Genomic DNA, 23,961 nt, shown 5'->3' with positions numbered 1-23,961 from the left:
AGCGCTGTCAGCGCGCGAAGGCCGTCCTCGCGTTTTGCAAATGCGGGAAATAAATTTGCAGCTCTAGAGATGGATCCGCTGCTGTGCCTGCTAGGCGCCGAACGTCCCGCGCGCCGTGGACTCTCGACGTATCGTTGGGCTATAGGCGCTAGGGCGCATTTCCATCTCGCCAAGCGCTTTCTACAAAAATATTTAACCATAAAGTTAAGGCCCTGCTTGCACTGCAGATATCGCTTGTTTAAAAAGGGAACGCTGAAGCTGGAAGAGGCGTGGTTGTAGCCCTTCCCCTTCCCGATGGGCCCGAGACATGCGCTCGGTCGACTGAGCCCTGACAGCAGAGGGCGGCGCTGCCGCCCCATACGAGCGCCCCAAAAGGAAATCCTATGCTGCGATCTCTTGGTCTTGCAGGAACGATGACGCTTGTACTTTTGACCGCGCCCGCGAACGCTTTCGATGTCATGTCCCCGGATTATGGCGGACGCGTGGAGCAATATGAAGCCAGGCTCGCGAGGGCGCGAGCTCGGGGCGAGCCAATCCGGATTGGCCCGACTGAATGCGATTCCTCATGCACGCTCTATCTGGCGAATCCCCAGTCCTGCGTTTCCGAAGGCGCGGTTTTCGGCTTCCATGCGCCCTGGTTTGGCGGGCCCGAGGGGGGCGTCGTCGATCCGCGCATGACCGCGATCTTCGCCGCGCATTATAAGCCCCGGCTGCGCGAGGCCTTCATGGCTCACGTGCGACGCCACGGCAATCAAGCTCCGGCGCCGATGCTGCGGATCACCGGCCGCCAGCTCGCCGCGTACGGCTATCGCCTCTGCTGATCTTTACGGTAGATCGATGGGCGCGGAGATTCGATCAGCCGATCGAAGCGCTCCGCGCTCATACCAGCCCTTGCTCCGATTGACGATCCAGACGACGCTCAGCATCACTGGAACTTCGATCAGGACCCCAACAACGGTGGCGAGCGCAGCGCCCGAGTCAAAGCCAAAGAGGCTGATGGCCGCCGCGACCGCCAGTTCGAAGAAATTGCTCGCCCCGATCAGCGCCGAAGGGCCGGCGACGCAATGCGCTTCTCCCGCCGCGCGATTGAGCAGATAGGCGAGCCCGGCGTTGAAATAGACCTGGATCAGTATCGGCGCCGCGAGCATGGCGATGATCGCGGGTTGCCGGATGATCTGTTCCCCCTGAAAACCAAAGAGCAGAACGAGCGTCGCGAGCAGCGCGATGAGCGACGCCGGGCCGATATGCGCGAGCGTCCTGGCGAGACCCTTTTCGCCGCTTGCCGCGAGCAGCCGTTTGCGGGCGACCTGGGCGATGATCACCGGAACGACGATATAGAGGACCACCGAGAGAAACAGCGTGTCCCAGGGCACGACGATCGAGGACAGTCCAAGCAGCAACCCGACGATGGGCGCGAAAGCGACGATCATGATTGCGTCGTTGAGTGCGACCTGGCTCAGCGTGAAATGCGGCTCGCCCTTGGTGAGATTCGACCAGACGAACACCATGGCGGTGCAAGGGGCCGCTGCGAGCAGGATCAGGCCGGCGATGTAGGAGTCGATCTGGTCCGCCGGCAAATAGGGTCGAAACAGATAGCCGATGAAAATCCATCCGAGCAGCGCCATCGAAAACGGCTTCACCGCCCAGTTGACCGCGAGCGTGACGCCAATCCCGCGCCAGTGACGCCCGACTTCCGCAAGCGCGGCGAAGTCGATCTTCATCAGCATCGGCGTGATCATCAGCCAGATGAGCGCCGCGACAGGCAAATTGACCTTTGCGACCTCCATCGCGCCAATGGCGTGAAACACGCCCGGCAAGAAATGGCCCAGCGCGACGCCGGCGACGATGCAAAGCGCCACCCAGAGCGAAAGATAGCGTTCGAAGACGGTCATGACTTACTCCGCGGTCGCGTTCGGCGATGTTGCGCCTTCCATCTCGCCGATCTCGCGCAGGCGCTGGCTGAGCGCGAGTTTGTCGAGGCGATGCAGCGGAATCGCGCAGAACTGATCGACGCGGTTGCGCAGATAGCGGAACGCCGTGGCGAAGGCGCGCTGCTTTTCTATGTCGCTTCCTTCGACCGCCGCCGGATCTTCGATGCCCCAATGCGCGGTCATCGGCTGACCGGGCCACGCCGGACAAGCTTCGCCCGCTGCGCTGTCACAGACGGTGAACACGAAATCCATGCGGGGCGCGTCAGGGCGGGCGAACTCGTCCCAGCTTTTGGAACGATAGCCTTCGGATTTAAGGCCCATCGTCTCGAGCGTTTTGAGCGCGTAAGGATTCACCTCGCCCTTGGGATGGCTGCCGGCGGAAAAAACGTTGAACCGGCCGGCGCCGCGCTCGCGCAGCAGCGCTTCGGCCATGATCGAACGCGCACTATTGCCGGTGCAGAGGAACAGCACGTTGTAGATCCTGTCTGTCATTGGCGAGACTCACATTTGATGCGTGCAAGAGAATCGGCGGGCGCGCATGGCGCGCCGCCGCAACAATCTTCGGCGAGGAAGCGCGCGAGCGCATTCAGCCGCGAAAGATCCGCCCGATAGACGATGCTGCGGCCAGTGCGGGCGCTGATGACAAGCTTCGCCTGCGAAAGGACGTTGAGATGGGCGGAGAGCGTGTTTTGTGGAACGCAGAGCGCCCGCGCGACGTCGCCGGCCGGCAGACCCTCGGGCTCGTGCCGGACGAGCAAACGGAAGGTCTCGAGCCGCGTCGGCTGCGATAGCGCGGAAAGACAGGCGAGAGCCGCTTCTATTTCCATAAATCCAGATATATTGAAATAAATGACGGCGCAATGACATTCCTCATGGGCGCGCCCGCATTGTTGCGCGCCCGTAGCTCTGTTACCCAGGCGCATTGTCAGGAGCATTTCGCATGATCGGTCGTCCGCTCGTCGCGGGAAATTGGAAAATGAACGGGCTGCGCGCCTCGCTGGCCGAGATCGAGGCGATGGGCGCCGCCTATGACGATGCGCTGCGCGCGCGCGCCGAATTGATCGTCTGTCCGCCGGCCACGCTGATCGCCCTCGCGCGCGAGATTGCGACGCGCGGAGGCTTGGGCCTTGGCGGACAGGATTGCCATGCCGCGGCCAGCGGCGCTCACACGGGCGACATTTCCGCCGAGATGCTCAAGGACGCCGGCGCGTCCTACGTCATCGTCGGCCACAGTGAACGTCGTTCGGACCATGGCGAGACCGACGCCGACGTGTGGGCGAAGGCCGCCGCCGCCCTGCGCGCCGGACTCACGCCGATCATTTGCGTCGGCGAAACGCGCGCCGAGCGCGAGGCAGGCGATGCGTTGAGCGTCGTCGGCGCGCAGATTGCGGGCTCTCTGCCCGCTGACGCGCCCGCGCATATCGTCGTCGCCTATGAGCCGGTCTGGGCGATCGGCACAGGCTTGACGCCGACCGTCGATGACGTCGCCGAAATGCACGCCTTCGCGCGCGAGCGGATCGAAGCCAGGCTCGGCGGCGGCAAGAGCGGCGATGTGCGCATTCTCTACGGCGGCTCGGTCAAGCCGTCGAACGCCCGCGAATTGATGCATGTCGCCAATGTCGACGGCGCGCTGGTTGGCGGCGCGAGTTTGACGGCCACGGAGTTCATCGGCGTCGCGAGCGCCTATGTCTGACAAGCAAAGCTGGACAATCGGATGGGGGCCGATAAAGTCGATTGCTTAGAGGGGGCCGGTTTTCTCTAAATTGTTTGTATAAGGGGGCATGCCATGAGCCCGAACGATTTCGGCGTCATTGAATTGGTCGATGAAGACCGTGTCTATCCCGGTTCGCGATTCAGCGACGTGCGCGACGCTGTTTTCGCCAATCCCTATCAAAAGGTCTGGGGCGCGCCCGGCGAGCCGCCGCTCCCCTTCGTGATGCCGACCTTTTTCGACGTGTTGCGCGCGCTTTGGCGGGGCAGGCACTTTTTGACTGAGGCCGCCCAGCGATCGGTCGACGCGCGCAGCGACCTCAGGTGGGGGCCTGACAAGAAAGGCTTCAGACGCATCGTGCATCCCTGGGGCGTCGTTCTGACGGGCTTCTGGGAAATCACCGAGGACAGCGGCTACACCGGCTACTTCCAGAAGGGCAGCAAGGCGCTTGTCGTCGCGCGCTATTCCAACGGCGGGGCGGTGAAGCGCGGCAAACCGCGCGGGCAGGGCATCGCCGGCAAGCTCTTTCCGACGACCGATCCAGACCATAAAGAGCCGTTGCAGACGGCGAACTTCTTCACGATCGACGATATCGTCGGCGCGTCGACGCGCTACATCAACGATGTCGATTTCGTCAATGCGCCGAACGTCACGCTCTCAAACGATTGGGCGACGTCGCCAATTGTCATGACGGCGGGAATCATATTCGCGATCACCGATAAGGATCCGACCGAGCGGCAGCTCCACGAAGTCGCCGAGCTCGGCAAGCCTCGCGACATTCCTACCCGAGCGCCGCGCTTCATGCGCTTAAAGCTGGCGCCGGGCCATCCGCGAATTGAAGGAGATGACCTCGATTCGCGCGACGAATTGCTGGCGATGATGTTCGACAAGGGCGATCCAACGCCGAGGCGCGAAATCGTTTTCACCATCGAGGTCACCGAGGATGGCGAAGTGACCGGCCGCACCGGATTTAAGAAAGGGACGTTTCGCAATTGGCGGCGGATCGGCGCGCTGACGTTCGACAATGCCGTCGTTTCCTACAACGGCGATCACGTCCTGCATTTCCACCATCCCAATTGGCGCATCGATCGCAACGATCCGGCGACCAGGTTCCGGCCTTCGCCAACGCGCAGCGAAGCGGAAAAGGCCGACGCGATGTAGGCTTGCCGCCTCGGCGAGCGACCGATATAAGCGCGGCGCCTACTAATACTCCAACGACGAGGCGATGCGCTCCTATGGCGATCGAACGCACTTTTTCCATTCTCAAGCCCGACGCGACGAAGCGCAATCTCACAGGCAAGATCAACGCGCTGATCGAAGATGCGGGCCTGCGCATCATCGCTCAGAAGCGCATCCGCATGTCGCGTGAACAGGCGGAAGCTTTTTACGCCGTGCATAAGGAGCGGCCGTTTTTCGGCGAGCTCGTCGACTTCATGATTTCCGAACCGGTTGTCGTGCAGGTGCTTGAAGGCGAGAACGCCATCGCGCGCTACCGCGAAGTCATGGGCGCAACCAATCCCGCGAATGCCGCGCCGGGCACAATTCGCAAGGAACATGCATTGAGCGTCGGCGAGAATTCGGTGCATGGCTCCGACGCGCCGGAAACCGCGGCGGTGGAAATCGCGCAGTTCTTTTCCGGCAACGAGATCGTCGGCTAATCAAGGCGTCATGCCCGCGCTTGTCACGGGCATGAGATCTGACGACGTGATGGCCGGCCAAGCCCGGCCATCACGGCCCGGCGCGGAAATTAGGCCGCCGCGTGCCCAGGGAAATACGCCTGCATCATCCTGTCGCGATAGGCGACAAGGTTGGCGTTCGCGAGCGCCGCGTTGCGAACGGCGCTCTCCGACATCGGCGATAAGACCGACGCCACAAAGGCGAAGACCGTAGCGTCGGCGCCGCAGGGCGCATCGCCGAAAAGATAGGGCTTGTCGCCGATCAGCGTCGCAAGCGCCTCGATATCGCGCACGCCGAGCGCGTCGATTTCCGATGGGCTGTGACGGCTCATGCCCTGCGCCCAAAGCGATTTGGCGATCTTGCGACGAATGAACCATTTGGCGAGCGGCCGCGCCACGGCGGGCACGCTCGCGAAAAAGCGCGCCGGACCGCGTTCGAAATTGGCCTCGTCCATCCAACGGGTATGGACGATGATCCAATAGAGATGTTCTTGGCACATCTGCTCGACGCACCAGCCGACGGCCTTTTGCGCGGCGCTCAACTGCGCGTCGAAGTCCGCGCCGTATTTCTTCTCGACATGGAAACGGATGAAGGTTGAATCGGCGACGATTTCGCCGTCGTCGTTGATGTAGGGCTGCTTGCCTTTCGGCGCTTTCGAAAAGCCGCTGCGGTCTTCGACATAATCGAGGCCCGCCATCTTCAAAAGCACCATCGCTTTCGTCACGAAAGGCGATGCGTCCGGCAGTCCGGCGACAGGGCGGAAGCAGTAAAGCGTGATCGTCATGAAATTCCCTAGGTCGGCGCAACGGCGCCCGGAACGATGAGCGCTGTGTCTTGCGGCGCCGGGGCGCCAAGCACCCGATTGCCTTCGATCCCTACGGCGCCCGACGCGACCAGCCGCAGCGCCATCGGATAGATGACATGCTCCTGCGCAAGCACACGGGCGGCGAGCGTCTGCGGCGTGTCGTCGTCGAGCACGGGCACGGCGGCCTGCGCGACGATCGGACCTTCGTCCATCTCGGGCACGACGAAATGCACCGTGGCGCCGTGAATCTTCACGCCGTCCGCCAGCGCACGCTCATGCGTGTCGAGCCCGCGATAGGAGGGCAGCAGGGCAGGGTGAATGTTGAGCATGCGCCCGCGCCAGAGGCTAACGAACCAGGGCGTGAACATGCGCAGAAAGCCTGCGAGGCAAATGAATTCGATGCGATAGGTTTCCAGCACCAATTGGAGCGAGCGCTCGAATTCCTCGCGTCCCGCATAAATCTTGTGGTCGACCGCCGCCGTCGCGACGCCGGCGGTCTTCGCCTTGGCGAGGCCCGGCGCATCGGGGCGATTGGAAAGCACAAGGGCGATTTCAGCCGGAAAGCTGGGGTCCCTGGCGGCGGCGATCAGCGCGTCCATGTTTGAGCCGCGACCCGAGATGAGAATCGCGGTGCGCAGCCGCGTCACAACGTCAGAGTCCCGTGCATAACGACCCGCTCGCCGTCCGTCTCGATGATTTCGCCGATGCGCACGGGCTTCTCGCCAACGGCGCGCAAGGCCGTCTCCACTTCGCCGGCGGCGGGCTCGGAGGCCACCACAACCATGCCGATTCCGCAGTTGAAGGTGCGCAGCATCTCGCTTGCCGCGATGTTTCCCGTCTCGGCGAGCCAGCGGAAAACCGGCGGAGGAGCGAACGTCGACAGATCGAGCGCGACGCCTAGCCCGCTTGGCAGCACGCGCGGGAGATTGTCGGGAAAGCCGCCGCCGGTGATATGGGCAAGGGCGACGATATGCGGCGTCGCCTTCAAGGCCGCGAGCAGGGGCTTCACGTAGATGCGGGTTGGCGTCAACAGCGCCTTGGCCAGATTGAGGTCGCGCGCGAAAGGCGCGGTGGCGTTCCACGCAAGGCCAGCGCGATTCACAACGCTGCGCACGAGCGAATAGCCATTGGAATGGACGCCGGAGGAGGGGAGCCCGAAAAGCATATCGCCGGCATGGACGTCGCGGGGTAGAAGGCGATTGCGCTCTGCGGCGCCGACGGCGAATCCGGCGAGGTCATAGTCGCCGCGCGCATAGAGGCCTGGCATTTCGGCGGTCTCGCCGCCAAGCAGGGCGCACCCCGCCTCGACGCAACCGGCGGCGATGCCCTTCACTACCGACGTCGCCACGTTGGGGTCGAGTTTGGCCGCCGCGTAATAATCCAGGAAGAAAAGCGGCTCGGCGCCCTGAACGATCAGGTCATTGACGCACATGGCGACAAGATCGATTCCGATCGTGTCATGCAGACCGGATTCGATCGCGATCTTCACCTTGGTGCCGACGCCGTCGTTTGCCGCGACGAGGACAGGATCGGAAAATCCGGCCGCCTTGAGATCGAACACGCCGCCGAAGCCGCCGATCTCGCCGTCGGCGCCGGAGCGCCGCGTCGAACGCACGGCGGGTCGGATCATGTCGACGAACCGATTGCCTGCGTCGATATCGACGCCGGCGCCGGCGTAGGTAAGGCCCGAATTTCTCTGTTGCATTTCATCCTTCGCGTCATGGGCGCCGGCGTTAGATGGGCGCAAGCGGCGGCGGCTGTCAAATCCGCTCGGAACGGCTACGCTCATGTGCGTTTGCACAAAGTTTTTTCCGTAGCGCGGCATATGACTGTCGCCGCAAAGGAGCAGCGCCATGAAGATTCGATTCTCCATTGACGATATCGCGGCCGCCCGCGACGCCGGAGCGATTGACGCGGCGTCCTTCGAGCGGCTGTCGCAATTTCTCGCGTTGCGGCGCGCGGCCGCCGCGGAGGCGACGTCCCAAGCACCGCGCTATGACGTCGTCAACCTGCTGTGGTACGCCGGCGCGCTGATCGTGCTCGGCGCCATGGGCATGTTTTCGACGACGGCCTTTGGCCTTTGGGGCGACAAGGCGCTGCTGGTCACCGCGATCGTCTACGCCGCCATCTTCGCCTTCGCCGGCGCCTATCTGTGGCGTAAGCGCGACCTGCATACGCCGGGCGGGCTGCTCATCGCTTGCGCGGTCGGCATGGCGCCGCTCGCGATCTTTGCGCTGCAGTCGATGTACGACGTCAATCCGGCCGGGGAGGCGCGTCCCTACCGGGACTTTTACGTTTGGATCCAATCCAGCTGGCTGCCCATGGAGCTTGGAACGATCGGCGCGGCGTCTGTCGCGCTGCTCGCCTTTCCCTTTCCTTTCCTCATCATGATCATCGCCTTCGCGCTTTGGTTCATGTCGATGGATCTGACGCCCTGGCTGATGGGCGTTGTAGAATTTTCATGGGATCAGCGGGCGACGGTGAGCATGTATTTTGGGCTCTGCGTCCTCGCCGTCGCCTGGCTCGTCGATCTCAAGCGGTGGCGGAACGGCGACTTCGCTTTCTGGCTGCATCTCTTCGGGCTGCTGGCCTTTTGGGGTGGGCTGACGGCCCAACACAGCGGCGACGAATTGGGCAAGGCGCTCTACTGCGGCGTCAACGTCGGACTGATCTTTCTGTCGATCTTCCTGATGCGCCGCGTCTATGCTGTATTCGGCGCGATCGGCGTCACGACCTATCTGAGCTATCTCGCCGCAAGCGTTTTCAAGGATTCGATCCTTTTCCCCTTCGCGCTGTCGGGCATCGGCGTTCTGCTCATCGTCTTCGGCCTCATGTTTCACCGCTACGGCGCCGCCATCGGCGAAGCGATCGGCGAACTGTTTCCGGCGCATTTGCGCGGATTACGCCCCGCGCATGCCCGCGAGCAAGACTCGGCCTGAGCGCTTGCCGAGTTGGCGGCGCTTTCGCGGGAGTTTCCGGATTGATTGCGCTTTAGGCGGCGGCGGATTATATAGGCGAAATCCCAACATGGACGGTCGTTCTGTGGGTCGCTGGCGCCGGGCGGCGCGGCGCCAGACGTCGCCCCCATGCCTGATCAAGGAGTTTGCAGATGGGCAACGCCCCGCTGATGCCGAAGGCCACGGCCGTTTGGCTCGTCGAAAATACATCGCTGACATTCGATCAGATCGCCGATTTCTGCAAACTGCATCCGCTCGAGGTGAAGGGAATCGCTGACGGCGAGGTCGCGGCTGGGATTCGGGGCCATGATCCGATCACCTCCGGGCAGCTCACGCGCGAGGAGATCGAAAAGGCCGAGAAAAACTCGGCCCATCGCCTCCATCTCTCCGTCTCCAAGGTCGTCGTGCCGGAGGTCAAGAAGGCGCGCGGTCCGCGCTATACGCCCCTCTCGCGCCGTCAGGACCGTCCGAACGCGATTCTATGGCTCGTGCGCAATCACCCGGAGCTGAAGGACGCCCAAGTCATGCGTCTCGTCGGCACAACAAAGACGACGTTGAAGGCGATCCGCGAGCGCACCCACTGGAATTCCGCGGCGCTGACGCCGATGGACCCGGTGACGCTCGGGCTTTGCTCGCAGATTGATCTCGACTTTGAGGTCAATCGCGCCGCGAAGGACAAGCCGGCGACCGTCGAGGATCATGGCCAGACGCTGGTGCCTGCTAGCGTCACCACCAGTCCGCGGCCCGAGCCGTCCACGACCGAGGACGTCTTCGGCAAGGCCAAGCCAGCGGCGCCGTCGGACGATGAAGATAATTTCGACGCCGATCGCGTGTTCGGACGGCTCAAGGACGTCGATTTCGGCGAGTAACGACGCGGGTCTTCGCGCGAGCGCCGATTGATCAACCGGTAGCTCGCGCGTATCTTTCACACAGAGCTTAGCCGCGCGGGCGTTACGCATATCGCGCTGCGAGCGTCGCTCTCGCCGTGATCACATTCTCGCTGGCGAACCTTTGGACTCCCCGGATGACCAACTCGCCTTATGATCGCGACCTCGAACGAAATCCCGCCAATTTCCAGCCGCTGACTCCGATCAGTTTTCTGGAGCGCGCCGCGGCCGTCTTTCCCGAACGCATCGCGATCGCGCACGGCCAGTTACGGCGCAATTATCGCGATTTTTACGCCCGCAGCCTGCGGCTCGCGAGCGCGCTTGAGAAGGCGGGACTTGGGCGCGGCGACACCGTCTCCGTCATGCTCGCGAACACGCCGGCGATGCTTGAATGCCACTACGCCGTTCCGATGATGGGCGCGGTGCTCAACACGCTGAATACGCGGCTTGACGCTTCGATCCTCGCCTTCACGCTCGACCACGCCGAGACGAAGGCGCTGATTGTCGATCGGGAGTTCTCGGACGTCATTGGCGAAGCGCTCTCGCTCGCGAAGGCGAAGCCCATGATCATTGACTACAGCGATCCGGAATATGACGGGCCCGGGGAGCGGTTGGGCTCTGTGGAATATGAGGAGTTCCTGAACTCGGGCGACGCCGATTATCAATGGTCCCCGCCGGGGGACGAATGGGACGCGATCTCGCTCAACTACACCTCCGGCACGACGGGCGATCCGAAGGGCGTCGTCTACCATCATCGCGGCGCCTATCTGACCGCGCTCGGCAACGTCCTCACCGGCGACATGGGCCGACACCCGGTCTATCTGTGGACGCTGCCGATGTTCCATTGCAACGGCTGGTGCTTCCCCTGGTCGATTTCGGTCAATGCCGGAACCCATGTCTGTCTAAGGCAAGTGCGCGCCGGCCATATCTATGCGCTGATGGCGGAGCACGGCGTCACGCATCTGTGCGGCGCGCCCATCGTCATGTCGACGCTTCTCAATGCGGCCGAATCTGAAAAGAAGCCGCTAGCGCGAACCGCGCGATTCTTTACCGCCGCCGCCCCGCCGCCGCAGGCGGTGCTCGCCGGCATGAAAGCCGCCGGATTCGAAGTCACGCATCTTTATGGACTGACCGAAACCTACGGCCCTGCCGCCGTCAATGAATGGCACGACGACTGGGATTCGCTGGACGGCGCCGCACAGGCGCAGATGAAGGCCCGCCAAGGCGTGCGCTATCTCGTTCTCGAAAATCTCGACGTGATCGACCCGGACAGCATGCAGCCGGTGCCGCGCGACGGCGCGACGATGGGCGAGGTCATGTTCCGCGGCAACGTCGTGATGAAGGGCTACCTGAAGAACAAGAGCGCCTCGGAGAAAGCTTTCCACGGCGGCTGGTTTCATTCAGGCGATCTGGGCGTGCGACATCCCGACGGATACATCCAGCTGAAAGACCGCTCGAAGGACATCATCATTTCGGGCGGCGAAAATATTTCCTCGATCGAGGTCGAAGACGCGCTGTTTCGCCATCCCAAGGTTCGCGCCGCGGCGGTGGTCGCCGCGCCTGACGACAAATGGGGCGAAACGCCTTGCGCCTTCGTCGAGCTGAAGGATGGCGAACAGGCGAGCGCGGAGGAGCTGATCGATTGGACGCGCCAGCATCTGGCGCATTTCAAATGCCCGCGCCACGTCGTCTTTTGCGAGTTGCCGAAGACCTCGACGGGGAAGATTCGCAAATATGTTCTGCGCGAACGCGCTCGAGAAATCTGGCCGGCGAGCGCGACAACGGCGTCCCTTTAAAAAATGCCGAAGGAGCGGCCTAAAATGAGAAGCCAGCGGTCTTTACGACTGCCGGCTTCGCGTCGGGGGCGGAAGGCCGAAACTTTCCGCGCCCCGCTATGTCGCTTAAATCTAGAAGAAGAGTCCGAGGCAGCCGCCAGCCAGAGCGCCGACGACAGCCGCCGCGATCGTGTTGGGCAGGCCGCCAAGCGCGACAGAGGCGAGACCGCCGAGGATCACCGCGCCGATGCCAGCGAAGATGTAGGTGTTCGTGGTGATTTCGAGTTCTTTCTGAGCCATCGTTCTTCACTCCTCTTATTTTCGTTCCCTGAGTTGCGCCTTGTCCGCCGGCGCATTCTCATCCCATGGGCGCGTCATTTCGACGCAGGCTGGAGGTTAGCACAAGTTGGCGCTGAGTCAATTGCGCATGCGACAGGATGTCGCGCATGTAACTAATTGATAAAAAATACTGTTCATCGGTTGACGCGATTTAGGCCGTTCAATAGCGAAAAAGAAATTTCGATTTCAACATGCTTCTGCGGCGGTTTCGGTCGCGGGGCGCTCGCTTCAATTCGTTTTCGTCGAACTCGGACGTTATACCCCCTGCCGATGACAAAAAAGAACGCTGACGTCGATTCCGTCGATCCCGTGGCGCGCAAACCGGATCGCGGTTTGAAAGCCACACTCTCTCCGCTTCGGCCCTTGCTGCCCTATGCGCTGCGCTACAAGCGAACGATCGTGTTCGCCTTTGTCGCGCTCCTCATGGCGGCGGGCGCGACTCTCACCTTGCCGCTCGCCGTGCGCGGCATGATCGACCACGGCTTTTCGGCCGACAGCGCCGGCGCGGTGAACGCCTATTTCGGCGCGATGATCGCAGTCGCCGCGACGCTCGCGATCGCTTCCGCGACCCGCTACTATTTCGTCATGACGCTCGGCGAACGTGTGGTCGCCGACCTGCGCGCCGATCTCTTCAGACATCTCACAGCGCTCGACGCCGCCTTCTACGATACCGCGAAAACGGGCGAGTTACTCTCCCGATTGACCGCCGACACGACGCAGCTGAAGTCCGCTTTTGGCTCATCGGCGTCGGTCGCGCTGCGCAATCTCTTCATGTTCTTCGGCGCAATCGTCATGATGGTGGCGACGAGCCCCAAGCTTGCCGGTATGACGCTCGCGGCTATCCCGATCATCGTTCTGCCGCTCATCGCGTCGGGCCGGGCGGTGCGCCGGCGTTCCCGCTCCGCTCAGGACACGCTGGCGCAGGCTTCCGCCTACGCCGGGGAAAATCTCTCGGCCGTGCGCGCCATGCAGGCGAATGGCGCGCAGGCGTCGACGACGGCGCGATTCACGCGCGCGGTGGCGGCCGCCTATGAGGCGGCGCAGGCCGCGACGATGCTTCGCGCCTTCGTGACCGCCGGAGCCATTCTCGTCGTCTTCACGAGCGTGGTCGGCGTGCTCTGGCTGGGAGCCCAGGACGTGCTCGCCGGGCACATGTCATCGGGCGTTCTGTCCCAGTTCGTCCTCTATGCGGTGCTTGGCGCAAGCTCGCTCGGCGAGCTCACTCAGACCTGGAGCGAGCTCTCCGCCGCCGCCGGCGCCGGCGGCCGCATCGCCGAAATCCTCGCCATTCAACCGCGCATCATGGCCCCGGCGCGGCCGACGCCGCCGCCCGCGCGCTGGCAAGGACGCATCGTCTTCGATCATGTGCGCTTCGCCTATGCGACGGCGCCCGATAAGCCCGCGCTGCAGGATTTCTCGCTCGTCGTTGCGCCCGGCGAGCGCGTCGCCCTGGTCGGGCCGTCCGGCGCGGGCAAATCGACAACCTTTGCGCTGCTTCTTCGCTTCTACGACGTCGACTCCGGCTCCATATCTCTGGACGGGGTCGACCTGCGCGATCTTGATCCCGTGGCGCTGCGCAGGGCGATCGCGCTCGCGCCGCAGGATCCGGTGATCTTCGGACTCTCCGTCGCTGAAAACATCGCTTACGGCCGCGACGACGCGTCGAGCGGGGAGATCGTCGCCGCGGCGAAGCGCGCCCAGGCGCACGACTTCATCATGGCGCTGCCGATGGGCTACGACACGCTGCTCGGCGAGCGCGGCATCACGCTTTCTGGCGGACAGCGCCAGCGCCTCGCCATCGCGCGCGCAATCCTCGCCGACGCGCCGGTGCTGCTCCTCGACGAAGCCACCTCGGCGCTCGACGCCGAGAACGAGGCTTTGGTGCAGGCGGCGCTGCATGACGTCATGCAGGGGCGCACGAGCCTGGTCATCGCCCATCGTCTGGCGACAGTGTTGGAAGCAGATCGAATCATCGTGATGGACGAAGGCCGCATCGTCGAGCAGGGCACGCACGCGAGCCTGACCGCCGCTGGCGGGCTTTATGCGCGGCTTGCGAAACTGCAGTTCGACACCGACCGCGCCGGCGCCGCCGCCTGAGGCGCGGATGCCGTTATTCGCTTGAACGGATGCGCTCGATCGTGGCTTTCAGCAGACTGATCGCCTCATCCTTATTGGCTTTCAGGAGGTCAACGTCGACGCGCAGACCCTCACGCTCCTCGTGAATGGCCTCGGTCATGGACGGCGCCTTTTTGCCAATCGCTTTATATGTGTGGATCGGGCCGCTGACGCCCTTCACATGAAGCGGGGATTGTTCTTCAACTTCGATCGCGTCGCTCACGAGCGTCATCGTCTCATGCGAGATGAGAATCGCGCCCGGCGCGGCCGACTGCTCAAGTCGCGCCGCCACATTCACCTGATGACCGACGATGGTGTAATCCATCCGCTCCTGGCTGCCGAAATCGCCGACGGTGCAATAGCCCGTGTTGACGCCGATGCGGATCTGGAACCTCTGGTCCAAGCCTTGTTCGCGCCAGCGGCGCTCCAATTGTCGGGTCATCGCCTGCATGTCGAGCGCCATGAGAATGCACGCCACGGCGTCTTCCTTGACGCCGCGCGTCTCCGGGTCGCCGAAAAAAATCATGACCGCGTCGCCGATATATTTGTCGATGGTGGCGCCATAGGCCAGCGCGAGGTTCGCCATCTCGTTGAGGAAATCGTTGAGCATGCGCGTGATGTCTTCGGATTCCAGCCGCTCGGCCATTTCGCTGAAGCCGACGACATCGGAAAAAAAGATCGTCAGCTTCTTCCGCTTTGCTGAAATGGACGCGACAGTTTTGTTCTTGAAAAGCGTGCCGTAGAGCTGGGGCGAAAGATATTTGGAGAGGCGCGCCGACAGTGTTTCGAGTTCCGTATTTCTCTCTTGGAGCGCCTGGGTTCGTTGCGTCACGAGCGCGTCGAGCGTCCGTTCGCGATCGAGAAAGTCGAGCGCCATTTTCTTGAAGACGCGCGCCAATTGTCCTACTTCGTCGGTGCGCGCCTCGACATCCGACAATTCGCCGGCCGAAAACGCTCTGCGCTCGACGTTGTGCGCGGCTTTGGTGATCGCCACGACAGGGGCTGTCTGTTTTCGCGCAATCCAGACCGCCATGCCGCCGCCGAGCAGGGTTGCGGCCAAAGCGATCCCGAGCGCCGTTTCGATTTGCGAGGCGAGAGCGCTGTTCAGTCGCGCCGTCGGCATTCTGATCAAAGCGGCGCCGATCGCGCCGCCGCCGTCTTCCGCATCGATCGGGGAGATGACGCTGAGCTTGCCGGCGCTATTCACCGACCGTGGCTTCCCGCTTGCGATAACGGTCCGGACGGGCGCCAGCTCCTCGTCCGTCAGCTGATCGCGGCCGTTGTTGAGCCGTGCGGCCTTGGGGCTGGCGATCAGCTTCGAATCCTTGTTGAAAACGAAGATCGCGTCGATTTCGCCGCTGCCCAGCAGGTTGTCGATTGCGCGCGGAAGGCCGATCTGCTCGTCAACTTTCTCAAGAATGCGCGCATTGTAGCCGACCTGCACGATCCGCGGTTTGTCTATGCCGCGCACGCCGACATATTTGAACCGCTCATTGTCGATCTCCCGCTTTCTGGCGTCCTGGACGACCGTGTTCGTCTTGCCGCTCAACAGCTTCCAAAATTCATGCGCCTGTGGCTGGTCCTCGGCGGACGCGCTGAATTGGAAATCCGTGTGGTTGTCGCCGTGAATGTAGGCGTAGCCCTTTTCGTCAGTCACCCAGAACTCATCGAGAACGGTTTTCTCGGTGATTGCGCTGAGCCGGCTTTTTATCTCAGCCGACGTCATGCCAGCTTTTTCCGCGGCGTCGACAAATTGCGCCAGAAGCTCGGCCGAGACGATCATGTGCTGCGAAAGCATTTGCTCGACTTCAAGCGGAAGTTCACGCGCGAGGCTCGCGCTTCGCGCCAGCAGCCGCGCGACGCTTTCGCCTTCAACTTCGGCTTCGGCCAGCATGGCGCGGTAGTTGGACCAGGAGAGCAGTATCGAGGACATCAGCGTCGCGCCGACGCTTAGCGCAGCGACCAATGCCACCAGGCGCGAAGCAAAGCTAAGTTGAATAAGGCGCATCGTCTGCTCGCGTTCGGATCATTCCTTGAAAGCATAGCAAATTTTCTCGGCTGCCGGCCGCCTATACGCCCAACGCGCCCAAGGAAGCGGTGCGCGGCCTGGGGACTCTCCAATCGGAGCTATTCTCGAAGGCTCAGTCCGTCGGCTGTTCAAGGCGCGTTTTCCTGTCATTTGCCTTCGTCCTGAATAATGCTATGAGCACGCGCCAACCCCAGACGGCGCAGGCCGTCAAATTTCCATCCCGCGGCTGACGCGTTTGCTTCGCCGCTCAGAGGAGTTGGCGCCAATGGCCATATCGCCCGTCACGTTGACCGAAGCATTGACCTTCGACGACGTGTTGCTGCGGCCCGGCCATTCGCGGGTTATGCCTTCCGCCGTCGATGTCACGACCCGGCTGACGCGCGAGATCACGCTCAATCTGCCGATCGTTTCGGCCGCGATGGACACCGTCACCGAGGCGCGTCTCGCGATCGCCATGGCGCAGGCGGGCGGCATCGGCGTCATCCACCAGAACCTGTCGCCCGCCGCGCAAGCCGCCGAGGTGCGCAAGGTCAAACGCTACGAAAGCGGCATGGTGGTCGACCCGATCACCATTTTCCCCGACGAAACCCTCGCCGACGCGCTCGCGCTGATGGCGGGCCACGGCATTTCGGGAATTCCGGTCGTCGAGCGCGCCAGCGACGGCGGCAGGGGGAAGCTCGTGGGCATTCTCACTAATCGCGACGTGCGCTTCGCCCAGGACCGCAGCCAATCCGTGGCCGAGCTGATGACGAAAAAGCTCATCACGGTTCAAGAAGGCGTGGGGCAGGCGGAAGCGCAGCGGCTGCTTCACGAACATCGAATCGAGAAACTGCTCGTCGTCGACGAGGATCACCGCTGCGTCGGCCTGGTCACCGTCAAGGACATCGAGAAGGCGACGCTGCATCCCTACGCCTGCAAGGATCACGAGGGGCGGCTGCGCGTCGCCGCCGCCTCGACCGTCGGCGACCACGGCTTCGAGCGCGCGCTTCAGCTCATCGACGCCGGCGTCGACTGCGTGGTGATCGACACCGCGCACGGCCATTCGCAGTCGGTGATCGACCAAGTGACGCGGGTCAAGAAGGCGTCGAACAAGGTCTCGATCATCGCCGGCAACATCGCCACCGCCGAAGCGGCCAAGGCGCTGATCGGCGCCGGCGCCGACGCGATCAAAGTCGGCATCGGCCCCGGCTCGATCTGCACGACGCGCATCGTTGCGGGCGTCGGCGTGCCGCAGCTCACCGCGATCATGGAGGCGGCGGACGAGGCGCGCAAAGCCGACGTGCCGGTGATCGGCGACGGCGGCGTCAAATATTCCGGCGACCTCGCCAAGGCGATCGCGGCAGGCGCCGACGTCGTCATGATCGGCTCGCTGTTCGCGGGAACCGAGGAGTCGCCCGGCGAGGTGTTTTTGTATCAGGGCCGCTCGTTCAAGGCCTATCGCGGCATGGGTTCAGTCGGCGCAATGACCGCAGGCTCGGCGACGCGCTATTTCCAGGGCGACGTGAAGGAACAGCTCAAACTTGTTCCAGAGGGCATCGAAGGACAGGTGCCCTATCGCGGCCCGATCGCGCCGATCCTCTACCAGCTCGCGGGCGGCCTGCGCGCGGCGATGGGGTATGTCGGCGCGCCGACAGTCAAGGAGTTCCAGGAGCGCGCGCAGTTCGTGCGCATCACCAACGCCGGATTGCGCGAGAGCCATGTGCATGACGTCGCGATCACCCGCGAGAGCCCGAACTATCCGACGGGCGTCTGAGAGGCTGGGCAAAAAAATGGGGCCGCGCAACGGCCCCTAAAGAGATGGGAGAAAAGTCGAGGAGGAAACATCCTGGAAAAGTATCCTGAGAAGTGAGCGCCAGATAAGCGAACAATGAGAGCATATGCGCTGGTCTAACTCCTTGCGCCTCTCACTGTTCATAAAAAAACTACGACCAGAATCGCTTCTCCGCGTCATGCGAATTGATGATGACGGCAGTTTTTTTTGAAGCGTGGCTCCAGTATTCGCCGAGAGCAGGTCCCGAAAAAGTTGACGGACTTTTTCGATGAGAACCTGCTCCAATATTTTGATGGCGCGCCCTTAAGCTGACGTGGAGAAACTAGAGGGCCTCGCGAAGACCCTCCAAATTTAAGCTCAAAAGGGCTGCTGAAAGAGTCGGCTCAAAAAGGCGGGCTAAAAATTGAGCGTGTCGTATCGAACCTCGAGTTACTGAAGCGTCCGCGGCAATTTCGTCCGCCCCCCCGACGTTCGAGAAAACGTTAAGACGAAAGAAAGGGGCCGGCATCATCCAAACGGATGAGGCCGGCCCCTCAATTCCTTGAAATCAAATGTATACGCTTATTCGCCCTTTGGCGGGTTGAGCGGGGCGAGTCCACCCAGAAGCGCGACCACTTCCGCCTGGCGGTTGCATCCGGTTTTCTCCATCACGCCGCGCAGATGCGTGCGCACGGTGTTGCGCGACACGGATTGCTCGGTGGCGATTTCCTCGAGCGTTTTGCCCGCCACGAGGCCGCGCGCCTCGGCCGGCGTGAGATCATAGAGCGACTGAACCAATTCGATCGCCGGCGCCTGCGGCGAGCCCACCGGAGTCATCACCAGAACCGCCGCGCAACGCACGAAAATGTCGCGCGCCGCGCCGCGGATCGGCACCAGATTGGCGATCATTGGACTTTCGTCTTCGCCAGCCCGGGCGGCGAAGGATTTCGGCGCGCCGACGAGATCGTCGTCGAGTGAGTCCATCGCCTGACGCAGCAGCCCGTCGGCGGAGGCGTCGACGAGCGACACGCGGTCATGGGCGCGCCAGCGGACAAAATTGTTCAGCGCATTGCTCGGATCATTGGCGGAAATGACGCGTCCGTCCTCATCAAGCACGAGCGCCGGAAGGCCGATGAGCGCGAAGGTTTCGCCGGCGACGCGAGCGCGCTCGAGTTGCAGACGCGTGGCGAGGAAAGCGGCGCGCGCAAGGTGCGGCCGCAATTCGTCGAGCTTGCGGATGACGGACGGCTCGACCGGTCCGCGGTTATGTGAGCGTTCGAGGCAAATGATGCCGGTGTCGCCGGTGGGCAGCGAGATCGCCGTCGCCGCGCTGAACCCCAGCCCGCGTGGCCGCAGGAAGTCGCTATAGTTCGTATCGCGCTCGAGCTCCTCCGCCGTATAGACGTCGTCGTCGGTGAGGAATCCCGGATGGCGACGACTGAACAGCCTGCCGCCGCGCGTGCAGTTGCTCAGCCAGTCGCCGCGCATGAAATTCTCGACATGCTCGCAGATCGCGGGAGACGCCGTCCAGCGGGAGACTTTTTCGCGCGCCGCGAAGAGCACGCCGCCCTGCGCCTCGGCAAGATGTGAAAGCTCGTCGAGCACGTCGGGCCACATGTCCGGCGCGAAGGAGCATTCGTAAATACGATCGATAAGTTCCTGAACCATTTCCAATATCTCTTGCTGGCGGTCGCGCTAAAGGCGCGTGCGCTTTGAAATAAACCGTATGCAAACGTGCAGCCGGCCGGATGGTTCCAACTGGCCACGAATTTGGGTCAGTGCTTGCCGGCGTCGATCGCGACTCCCTTGCGCTCCTTATGAATATAGGCGACGAGCGCCGTCATCTTCGGATCGTCGGCCGGAAGCGCGGCCCCCTGCAGCGGGTTTTTGATGCACCAGTTCACCATTTCGAAGAGCTGCGCGACCTTGCCGAGCTGCTTTTGGAATTTCGGGTAAGTCTCCGGATGGGTGTTGGCGGCGTTGGGATGGCACTGCGCGCAGGCCACGCCATTCGTGCCGACGGCTCCGCTGGTCCAAAGCTCGCGGCCTTTCTTCGCGACCGAATCAAATTCGCCTTGCCAGCGGTCGACGTCCGTCGTCGTAAATTCGTCGGCGCGCGTTGCCGGCGAAAGCAGCACAGCGCTTAAAACAAGCGCAATCGTGTAGCGGCGCATCGTCCTTCTCCTCGACCTAGTAATGCAGCTGCGGCGCCTTGCGGACAATCGCCTCTTGATATTTCTTGTCGACGGGCTTCCCGAGCCTCGGATCGAACCCGACGACGCGCTCCTGGTTGTCCCACAGCTGATAGCGCGCGGTGACGCGGCCGGAGTTGACGTCGATCATCTGCCAGCCTGTGGCGTCGCGTTCGAAGAAGGGGTCCGCGCGGTTCATTGGAACCGTCAGCACAGGAACATGCGCGCCCGCTTGCGCATAGGTGTCGGGATATGGCCAGGGCCAGGCCGTCGCCATCACCGCATTGAAGGCGATGTTGCCGATCTGATTGTACTGGATCTGGTGCACATGGCCGTAGATCACATTGACGGTCTTGAACGGCTGCAACAGCTCCTGCACCTGCTCGGCGTCGTCGGTCCAGAAATTCCAGCCCTTGTAAATCTTCTGCAGCGGCGAATGCGAGAAGACGATGAGCGGCGTGTCCTTGGACACTTTGCCGAGATCATCCTTAAGCCAGGCGCGCTGCTTTTCGCCGACCATGAACGGCGAACCGTTCGGATTGTCGAGTCCGGCCATTTCGAGCATGCGCTGCTCGGCCGTCGGCCACCGATGGAACGTCCATTCATCCGTCGTGAGAATCGAATTCAACACGACGAAATGGACGCCCTTGTGGTCGAAGCTGTACCACTGCGGACCATAGAGCTTCGACCAATATTCGCCGAGGTCGAGATAATAGTCATGCTCGCCCATGACGCAGTGGAGCTTGCCCTTGAGATGGGAAAGCATCTCGGCGCCGTGGTCGAGCTCCTCCTTCTTGCCAAGCTGCGCGAGATCGCCGCCGAACATGACGAAATCGGCCTCCGGGAGGATCAGATTGGCTTCGGCGACGGCGCGCTTCAGGCCCATGTCCCAGTTGCGCACGAAGCTCGCGCCTTTGATCTGCTGGATGTGCGAATCGGAAATATAAGTGAAGCTGAAATCCTCGCGCGTTCCGCCGAAGGCGAGGCGCACCATGGAGATCGGCAGGGTCGTGAGCGTTCCGGCGGCGGCGCCGGCGGCGATCACGCTGCGGCGGGTGATGAGTCTGGTCATTTCTACCTCCCTCGCGGCTGCGCGCTTTCGTGGCGACGCCGCTTGTTCTCTCCAGCGCTTTGGTCTCGCGGCTATTTTGTCTGCGCCGTCACATAAGCGGGGCTCGTCAGCGTCTCCAGGAAGGCGACGAGATCGTCGATCTGCTGATCCTTCAAGTCCAACGGCCGAATGCCGCCGGAGAGATAGGGGTTGACCGGCGCCGGATCGCCGGGGCTCTTCCCGCCCTCGTTGTAATGCTTGACGACGTCTTTGAGGGTTTTGAGCGAGCCGTCATGCATATAAGGCGCGGTCATTGCGATATTGCGCAGCGTCGTGGTCTTGAAGGCGCCGATTTCGTCGAAGGAATTTGTGACGGCGAAGCGGCCGAGTTCAGAGACCTTCGGATCGGCGAGCACCGTCTTGTCGACGGAGGCGCCAGCCGCTTTGGCCTTGAGGAATTCGGCGGCGAGGCGCGGCACGTCATTTTGGATGCGGTTGATGCCGACGCCGATATTGTGGAACCGATTATCGGTGAAGAGCGCCTGCGTCTGTTCGATGACATGGCAGGAGATGCAGCGTCCCTGGCCGACATAAAGGTCGAAGCCGCGCTTGGCCTGATCGCTGATGGCGTTGCGGTCGCCGCCGAAATACCATTTGTCGAAAGGCGAATCGCCCGAGATGACCGTGCGCTCGAAGCTCGCGATGGCCTTCTTGACGTCATCCATCGTCACGTCTCGGCCGCTCTTGCCGAACGCCTTCTTGAAGCCCTCGACATAAGAGGGATCTTCACGAATGACCTTAAGCACCGGCTCGTGATCGGGCAGCCCCATTTCGACGGGATTGACCATCGGGTGCTGCGACTGATCCTCCAGCGAGATCGAGCGCCCGTCCCAGAACTGCGAGGTGTAATAGGCCGCGTTGATGACCGACGGGGCGTTGCGCGTGCCGGTCAGCTTGTGGTGACCTTCGGAAACCCGCAACGGACTGTCCGTGAAAGCTTTTTTGTCGTTGTGACAGGTCGAGCAGCTCACCGTGCCGTCGATCGAGAAGCGGGCGTCATGGAACAGCTTGTCGCCGAGTGCGATCTTTTCCGGCGACTGCGGATTGTCCGCCGGAACCGGAAGTTTCGGCAGGCCGAGCGGCTCGGCCATCGCCCATCCGCCCGCGGCCAGCAGCGCCACAAGCGGAAGCGCAACAAGCGTCGTCTCCACGGGTTTGCGAAACTTAAGAACGCGCGCCATGAGCTCCTCCGCAACCGCTCGGCTTCTCGCCGGCTTTTGTTTTCGCGTTAAGTTTGCTCTGCTTTTAGCGACAGGGCAAGTCATGGCTGTGACGCTCGGCGCCGCCGTGAAAGAACTCGCCGGACGAATATTCCCTCCTGGCGAGTAATGATTGTGCATTGCATTAGAGTGACGCAATAAACCGCCCGATCCAGTGCTTGGCTTGTGCTTGGCTTTTCGTTCTGACCCTGCGGTCTTCCGGTCGTGTTCATGCTACACTGGACTGTTTTTAAACAGCTCACTCCCAAGACGCCCTTCCGCCGGCAGCGTGGCTGTGGTAGCTGACGTCCGCAGAGAGGCCTTCCTCGCGGCGCGAAACAGCGCATCCGCAAATCAACTGCAGGAGTAAGGGATGTATTTGACCAGGTTCGCCGCGCTGGCAGCGACTCTGCTGGCGCCGGCTATGGCTGTAGCGGGCGACTTGCGCGCCGACGCCAACGCGCTCTTCAAGCCGATCGACGCCGCGAGCGTCGCGAGCGTCGTCAAAAATAACGAGATCACGCCGGCAAAGATCGACCTCGGCGGCAAGCTTTTTTTCGATCCGCGACTTTCGAAGAGTCAGATCATCAGCTGCAACAGCTGTCACAATCTCGGCACCGGCGGCGTTGACGCCGGCCCGACGTCGATCGGCCATGGCTGGGCAAAAGGACCGCGCCGCGCGCCGACAGTTCTCAACGCCGTATTCAACGTCGCGCAATTTTGGGACGGGCGCGCCGTCGACCTTAAGGCGCAAGCGAAAGGCCCGGTCCAGGCCGACGTCGAAATGAACAACACGCCAGCGCAGGTCGAAAAGATGCTGAATAGCATTCCGGCCTATGTCGCGGAGTTCAAGGCCGCCTTTCCGGCCGACCCGAAACCGGTCAGTTTCGACAACATGGCGAAGGCGATCGAGGCTTTTGAGGCGACGCTGACGACGCCGAATGCGCCATTCGACAAGTTCCTGAAGGGCGATGTCAACGCGCTCAATGACGTTGAGAAAAAAGGCCTGCGTCTTTTCATCGACAAGGGCTGCGCCGCGTGTCACGGCGGCGTCAACATCGGCGGCAATGGCTATTTCCCCTTCGGCGTCGCGCAGAAGCCGAGCGTCGAAATCATGCCCGTCGCCGACAAGGGCCGCGCCAAGGTCACCAATGACGCGGCGGACGACTTCGTCTTCCGCTCTGCGCCGCTGCGCAACGTGGCGCTGCGCGCGCCTTACTTCCACACCGGCACTGTCTGGACGCTGGAAGAGGCGGTCGACCTGATGGCCAAAGACCAGCTCGGCGAAAATCTCTCCGATCAGGACGTCAAGGCGATCGTCGCATTCCTCGGGACCTTGAATGGCGATCAGCCTAAGGCGGTCTATCCGGTGCTGCCGCCACGCACCAAGGACACGCCGCTCCCGCAATAGCGCGCCTGAGCGATTGGGCCGCGCAAACTCTTAAAAAGAAGACGGCTCCGTCACAAATTATGGCGTGTCGCC

The 23,961-nt window shown here is 62.4% G+C and carries 22 protein-coding genes; 10 read left to right on the top strand and 12 right to left on the bottom strand.

What is annotated here, in order from left to right; translation table 11 throughout:
* Nucleotides 1–383 precede the first annotated feature (383 nt).
* Nucleotides 384–821 carry a hypothetical protein gene (locus NEI07_RS13020; protein WP_256035075.1) on the top strand — a complete coding sequence of 146 codons (438 nt, stop codon included), beginning with the start codon at nucleotides 384–386 and terminating at the stop codon, nucleotides 819–821.
* Between the two features lie 3 nt (nucleotides 822–824).
* Here NEI07_RS13020 and arsB read toward each other — a convergent pair whose 3' ends face one another.
* Genes arsB through NEI07_RS13005 form a run of 3 tightly spaced genes read right to left on the bottom strand, consistent with a single transcriptional unit; the run spans nucleotide 825 to nucleotide 2,758 of the window.
* Nucleotides 825–1,892 carry an ACR3 family arsenite efflux transporter gene (gene arsB / locus NEI07_RS13015; RefSeq protein ID WP_256035074.1) on the bottom strand — a complete coding sequence of 356 codons (1,068 nt, stop codon included), beginning with the start codon at nucleotides 1,890–1,892 and terminating at the stop codon, nucleotides 825–827.
* A 3-nt stretch (nucleotides 1,893–1,895) separates the two neighbouring features.
* Nucleotides 1,896–2,423 (bottom strand): arsenate reductase ArsC, encoded by a 528-nt coding sequence (locus tag NEI07_RS13010; RefSeq protein ID WP_256035073.1) that lies wholly within the window; start codon nucleotides 2,421–2,423, stop codon nucleotides 1,896–1,898.
* Nucleotides 2,420–2,758 (bottom strand): ArsR/SmtB family transcription factor, encoded by a 339-nt coding sequence (locus tag NEI07_RS13005; RefSeq protein ID WP_175095093.1) that lies wholly within the window; start codon nucleotides 2,756–2,758, stop codon nucleotides 2,420–2,422. The genes NEI07_RS13010 and NEI07_RS13005 overlap by 4 nt, the downstream gene beginning before the upstream one ends.
* 113 nt (nucleotides 2,759–2,871) lie before the next feature.
* Between NEI07_RS13005 and tpiA the strand changes: the two genes are divergently transcribed.
* The 3 genes from tpiA (at nucleotide 2,872) to ndk (ending at nucleotide 5,300) form a co-directional block, all read left to right on the top strand.
* Nucleotides 2,872–3,624: a triose-phosphate isomerase gene (tpiA, locus tag NEI07_RS13000; RefSeq protein WP_256035072.1), complete on the top strand. Its 753-nt coding sequence runs from the start codon at nucleotides 2,872–2,874 to the stop codon at nucleotides 3,622–3,624.
* A 93-nt stretch (nucleotides 3,625–3,717) separates the two neighbouring features.
* Entirely contained in the window at nucleotides 3,718–4,803 is a 1,086-nt protein-coding gene (locus NEI07_RS12995; RefSeq protein ID WP_256035071.1) for a hypothetical protein, read from the top strand.
* A gap of 74 nt (nucleotides 4,804–4,877) precedes the next feature.
* A complete protein-coding gene (gene ndk, locus NEI07_RS12990; RefSeq protein WP_123176463.1) occupies nucleotides 4,878–5,300 on the top strand; it encodes a nucleoside-diphosphate kinase in 423 nt (140 codons plus the stop codon).
* 89 nt (nucleotides 5,301–5,389) lie between these two features.
* On the opposite strand, the gene NEI07_RS12985 is transcribed toward ndk, so the two are convergent.
* The 3 genes from NEI07_RS12985 to purM are packed head-to-tail and all read right to left on the bottom strand — an operon-like array spanning nucleotide 5,390 to nucleotide 7,829.
* Nucleotides 5,390–6,103 (bottom strand): glutathione S-transferase family protein, encoded by a 714-nt coding sequence (locus tag NEI07_RS12985; RefSeq protein ID WP_256035070.1) that lies wholly within the window; start codon nucleotides 6,101–6,103, stop codon nucleotides 5,390–5,392.
* Nucleotides 6,104–6,111: 8 nt separating this feature from the next.
* Entirely contained in the window at nucleotides 6,112–6,771 is a 660-nt protein-coding gene (gene purN / locus NEI07_RS12980) for a phosphoribosylglycinamide formyltransferase (RefSeq protein ID WP_256035069.1), read from the bottom strand.
* A complete protein-coding gene (gene purM, locus NEI07_RS12975; protein WP_256035067.1) occupies nucleotides 6,768–7,829 on the bottom strand; it encodes a phosphoribosylformylglycinamidine cyclo-ligase in 1,062 nt (353 codons plus the stop codon). The genes purN and purM overlap by 4 nt, the downstream gene beginning before the upstream one ends.
* Before the next feature lie 148 nt (nucleotides 7,830–7,977).
* Between purM and NEI07_RS12970 the strand changes: the two genes are divergently transcribed.
* From NEI07_RS12970 to NEI07_RS12960, 3 genes are all read left to right on the top strand, one after another.
* A complete protein-coding gene (locus NEI07_RS12970) occupies nucleotides 7,978–9,063 on the top strand; it encodes a hypothetical protein (protein ID WP_256035066.1) in 1,086 nt (361 codons plus the stop codon).
* 170 nt (nucleotides 9,064–9,233) lie between these two features.
* Nucleotides 9,234–9,950: a DUF1013 domain-containing protein gene (locus NEI07_RS12965; RefSeq protein ID WP_256035065.1), complete on the top strand. Its 717-nt coding sequence runs from the start codon at nucleotides 9,234–9,236 to the stop codon at nucleotides 9,948–9,950.
* A 155-nt stretch (nucleotides 9,951–10,105) separates the two neighbouring features.
* On the top strand, nucleotides 10,106–11,764 hold the full coding sequence (locus tag NEI07_RS12960; protein ID WP_256035064.1) for an acyl-CoA synthetase: 1,659 nt from the start codon (nucleotides 10,106–10,108) through the stop codon (nucleotides 11,762–11,764).
* Nucleotides 11,765–11,875: 111 nt separating this feature from the next.
* Here NEI07_RS12960 and NEI07_RS12955 read toward each other — a convergent pair whose 3' ends face one another.
* Nucleotides 11,876–12,043: a hypothetical protein gene (locus tag NEI07_RS12955; RefSeq protein WP_014892999.1), complete on the bottom strand. Its 168-nt coding sequence runs from the start codon at nucleotides 12,041–12,043 to the stop codon at nucleotides 11,876–11,878.
* Nucleotides 12,044–12,352: 309 nt separating this feature from the next.
* Between NEI07_RS12955 and NEI07_RS12950 the strand changes: the two genes are divergently transcribed.
* Nucleotides 12,353–14,179 carry an ABC transporter transmembrane domain-containing protein gene (locus tag NEI07_RS12950; RefSeq protein ID WP_256035063.1) on the top strand — a complete coding sequence of 609 codons (1,827 nt, stop codon included), beginning with the start codon at nucleotides 12,353–12,355 and terminating at the stop codon, nucleotides 14,177–14,179.
* Between the two features lie 13 nt (nucleotides 14,180–14,192).
* On the opposite strand, the gene NEI07_RS12945 is transcribed toward NEI07_RS12950, so the two are convergent.
* Nucleotides 14,193–16,130, bottom strand: a complete 1,938-nt coding sequence (locus NEI07_RS12945) for an adenylate/guanylate cyclase domain-containing protein (protein ID WP_256035062.1) — start codon at nucleotides 16,128–16,130, stop codon at nucleotides 14,193–14,195.
* A gap of 361 nt (nucleotides 16,131–16,491) precedes the next feature.
* Between NEI07_RS12945 and guaB the strand changes: the two genes are divergently transcribed.
* Complete coding sequence (gene guaB / locus NEI07_RS12940; protein WP_256035061.1) at nucleotides 16,492–17,979, top strand: IMP dehydrogenase; 1,488 nt, start codon at nucleotides 16,492–16,494, stop codon at nucleotides 17,977–17,979.
* A 579-nt stretch (nucleotides 17,980–18,558) separates the two neighbouring features.
* Here the strand turns inward: guaB and NEI07_RS12935 are convergent.
* From NEI07_RS12935 to NEI07_RS12920, 4 genes are all read right to left on the bottom strand, one after another.
* A complete protein-coding gene (locus tag NEI07_RS12935; protein WP_256035060.1) occupies nucleotides 18,559–19,644 on the bottom strand; it encodes a helix-turn-helix transcriptional regulator in 1,086 nt (361 codons plus the stop codon).
* A 107-nt stretch (nucleotides 19,645–19,751) separates the two neighbouring features.
* Complete coding sequence (locus NEI07_RS12930; RefSeq protein WP_256035059.1) at nucleotides 19,752–20,150, bottom strand: c-type cytochrome; 399 nt, start codon at nucleotides 20,148–20,150, stop codon at nucleotides 19,752–19,754.
* Nucleotides 20,151–20,166: 16 nt separating this feature from the next.
* The gene (locus NEI07_RS12925) at nucleotides 20,167–21,240 is read right to left on the bottom strand and encodes a metallophosphoesterase family protein (protein WP_256035058.1); all 1,074 of its coding nucleotides are present in this window, start codon (nucleotides 21,238–21,240) and stop codon (nucleotides 20,167–20,169) included.
* 71 nt (nucleotides 21,241–21,311) lie between these two features.
* The gene (locus tag NEI07_RS12920) at nucleotides 21,312–22,460 is read right to left on the bottom strand and encodes a cytochrome-c peroxidase (protein ID WP_256035057.1); all 1,149 of its coding nucleotides are present in this window, start codon (nucleotides 22,458–22,460) and stop codon (nucleotides 21,312–21,314) included.
* A gap of 391 nt (nucleotides 22,461–22,851) precedes the next feature.
* On the opposite strand from NEI07_RS12920, the gene NEI07_RS12915 reads away from it, so the two are divergent.
* On the top strand, nucleotides 22,852–23,889 hold the full coding sequence (locus NEI07_RS12915) for a cytochrome-c peroxidase (RefSeq protein ID WP_256035056.1): 1,038 nt from the start codon (nucleotides 22,852–22,854) through the stop codon (nucleotides 23,887–23,889).
* The last annotated feature ends 72 nt before the right edge of the window (nucleotides 23,890–23,961 follow it).

The sequence above is a fragment of the Methylocystis suflitae genome (assembly GCF_024448135.1).
In the GTDB taxonomy this organism is placed as follows: domain Bacteria; phylum Pseudomonadota; class Alphaproteobacteria; order Rhizobiales; family Beijerinckiaceae; genus Methylocystis; species Methylocystis suflitae.
Note: the sequence above shows the minus strand (reverse complement) of the source record. Positions and strands in the feature narration are given on the sequence as shown.

Bases quoted from the DNA above. Each gene is read 5' to 3' on its own strand.
- NEI07_RS13020 (WP_256035075.1), top strand. From the start codon at position 384: ATGCTGCGATCTCTTGGTCTTGCAGGAACGATGACGCTTGTACTTTTG.
- arsB (WP_256035074.1), bottom strand. From the start codon at position 1,892: ATGACCGTCTTCGAACGCTATCTTTCGCTCTGGGTGGCGCTTTGCATC.
- NEI07_RS13010 (WP_256035073.1), bottom strand. From the start codon at position 2,423: ATGACAGACAGGATCTACAACGTGCTGTTCCTCTGCACCGGCAATAGT.
- NEI07_RS13005 (WP_175095093.1), bottom strand. From the start codon at position 2,758: ATGGAAATAGAAGCGGCTCTCGCCTGTCTTTCCGCGCTATCGCAGCCG.
- tpiA (WP_256035072.1), top strand. From the start codon at position 2,872: ATGATCGGTCGTCCGCTCGTCGCGGGAAATTGGAAAATGAACGGGCTG.
- NEI07_RS12995 (WP_256035071.1), top strand. From the start codon at position 3,718: ATGAGCCCGAACGATTTCGGCGTCATTGAATTGGTCGATGAAGACCGT.
- ndk (WP_123176463.1), top strand. From the start codon at position 4,878: ATGGCGATCGAACGCACTTTTTCCATTCTCAAGCCCGACGCGACGAAG.
- NEI07_RS12985 (WP_256035070.1), bottom strand. From the start codon at position 6,103: ATGACGATCACGCTTTACTGCTTCCGCCCTGTCGCCGGACTGCCGGAC.
- purM (WP_256035067.1), bottom strand. From the start codon at position 7,829: ATGCAACAGAGAAATTCGGGCCTTACCTACGCCGGCGCCGGCGTCGAT.
- NEI07_RS12970 (WP_256035066.1), top strand. From the start codon at position 7,978: ATGAAGATTCGATTCTCCATTGACGATATCGCGGCCGCCCGCGACGCC.
- NEI07_RS12965 (WP_256035065.1), top strand. From the start codon at position 9,234: ATGGGCAACGCCCCGCTGATGCCGAAGGCCACGGCCGTTTGGCTCGTC.
- NEI07_RS12960 (WP_256035064.1), top strand. From the start codon at position 10,106: ATGACCAACTCGCCTTATGATCGCGACCTCGAACGAAATCCCGCCAAT.
- NEI07_RS12955 (WP_014892999.1), bottom strand. From the start codon at position 12,043: ATGGCTCAGAAAGAACTCGAAATCACCACGAACACCTACATCTTCGCT.
- NEI07_RS12950 (WP_256035063.1), top strand. From the start codon at position 12,353: ATGACAAAAAAGAACGCTGACGTCGATTCCGTCGATCCCGTGGCGCGC.
- NEI07_RS12945 (WP_256035062.1), bottom strand. From the start codon at position 16,130: ATGTCCTCGATACTGCTCTCCTGGTCCAACTACCGCGCCATGCTGGCC.
- guaB (WP_256035061.1), top strand. From the start codon at position 16,492: ATGGCCATATCGCCCGTCACGTTGACCGAAGCATTGACCTTCGACGAC.
- NEI07_RS12935 (WP_256035060.1), bottom strand. From the start codon at position 19,644: ATGGTTCAGGAACTTATCGATCGTATTTACGAATGCTCCTTCGCGCCG.
- NEI07_RS12930 (WP_256035059.1), bottom strand. From the start codon at position 20,150: ATGCGCCGCTACACGATTGCGCTTGTTTTAAGCGCTGTGCTGCTTTCG.
- NEI07_RS12925 (WP_256035058.1), bottom strand. From the start codon at position 21,240: ATGACCAGACTCATCACCCGCCGCAGCGTGATCGCCGCCGGCGCCGCC.
- NEI07_RS12920 (WP_256035057.1), bottom strand. From the start codon at position 22,460: ATGGCGCGCGTTCTTAAGTTTCGCAAACCCGTGGAGACGACGCTTGTT.
- NEI07_RS12915 (WP_256035056.1), top strand. From the start codon at position 22,852: ATGTATTTGACCAGGTTCGCCGCGCTGGCAGCGACTCTGCTGGCGCCG.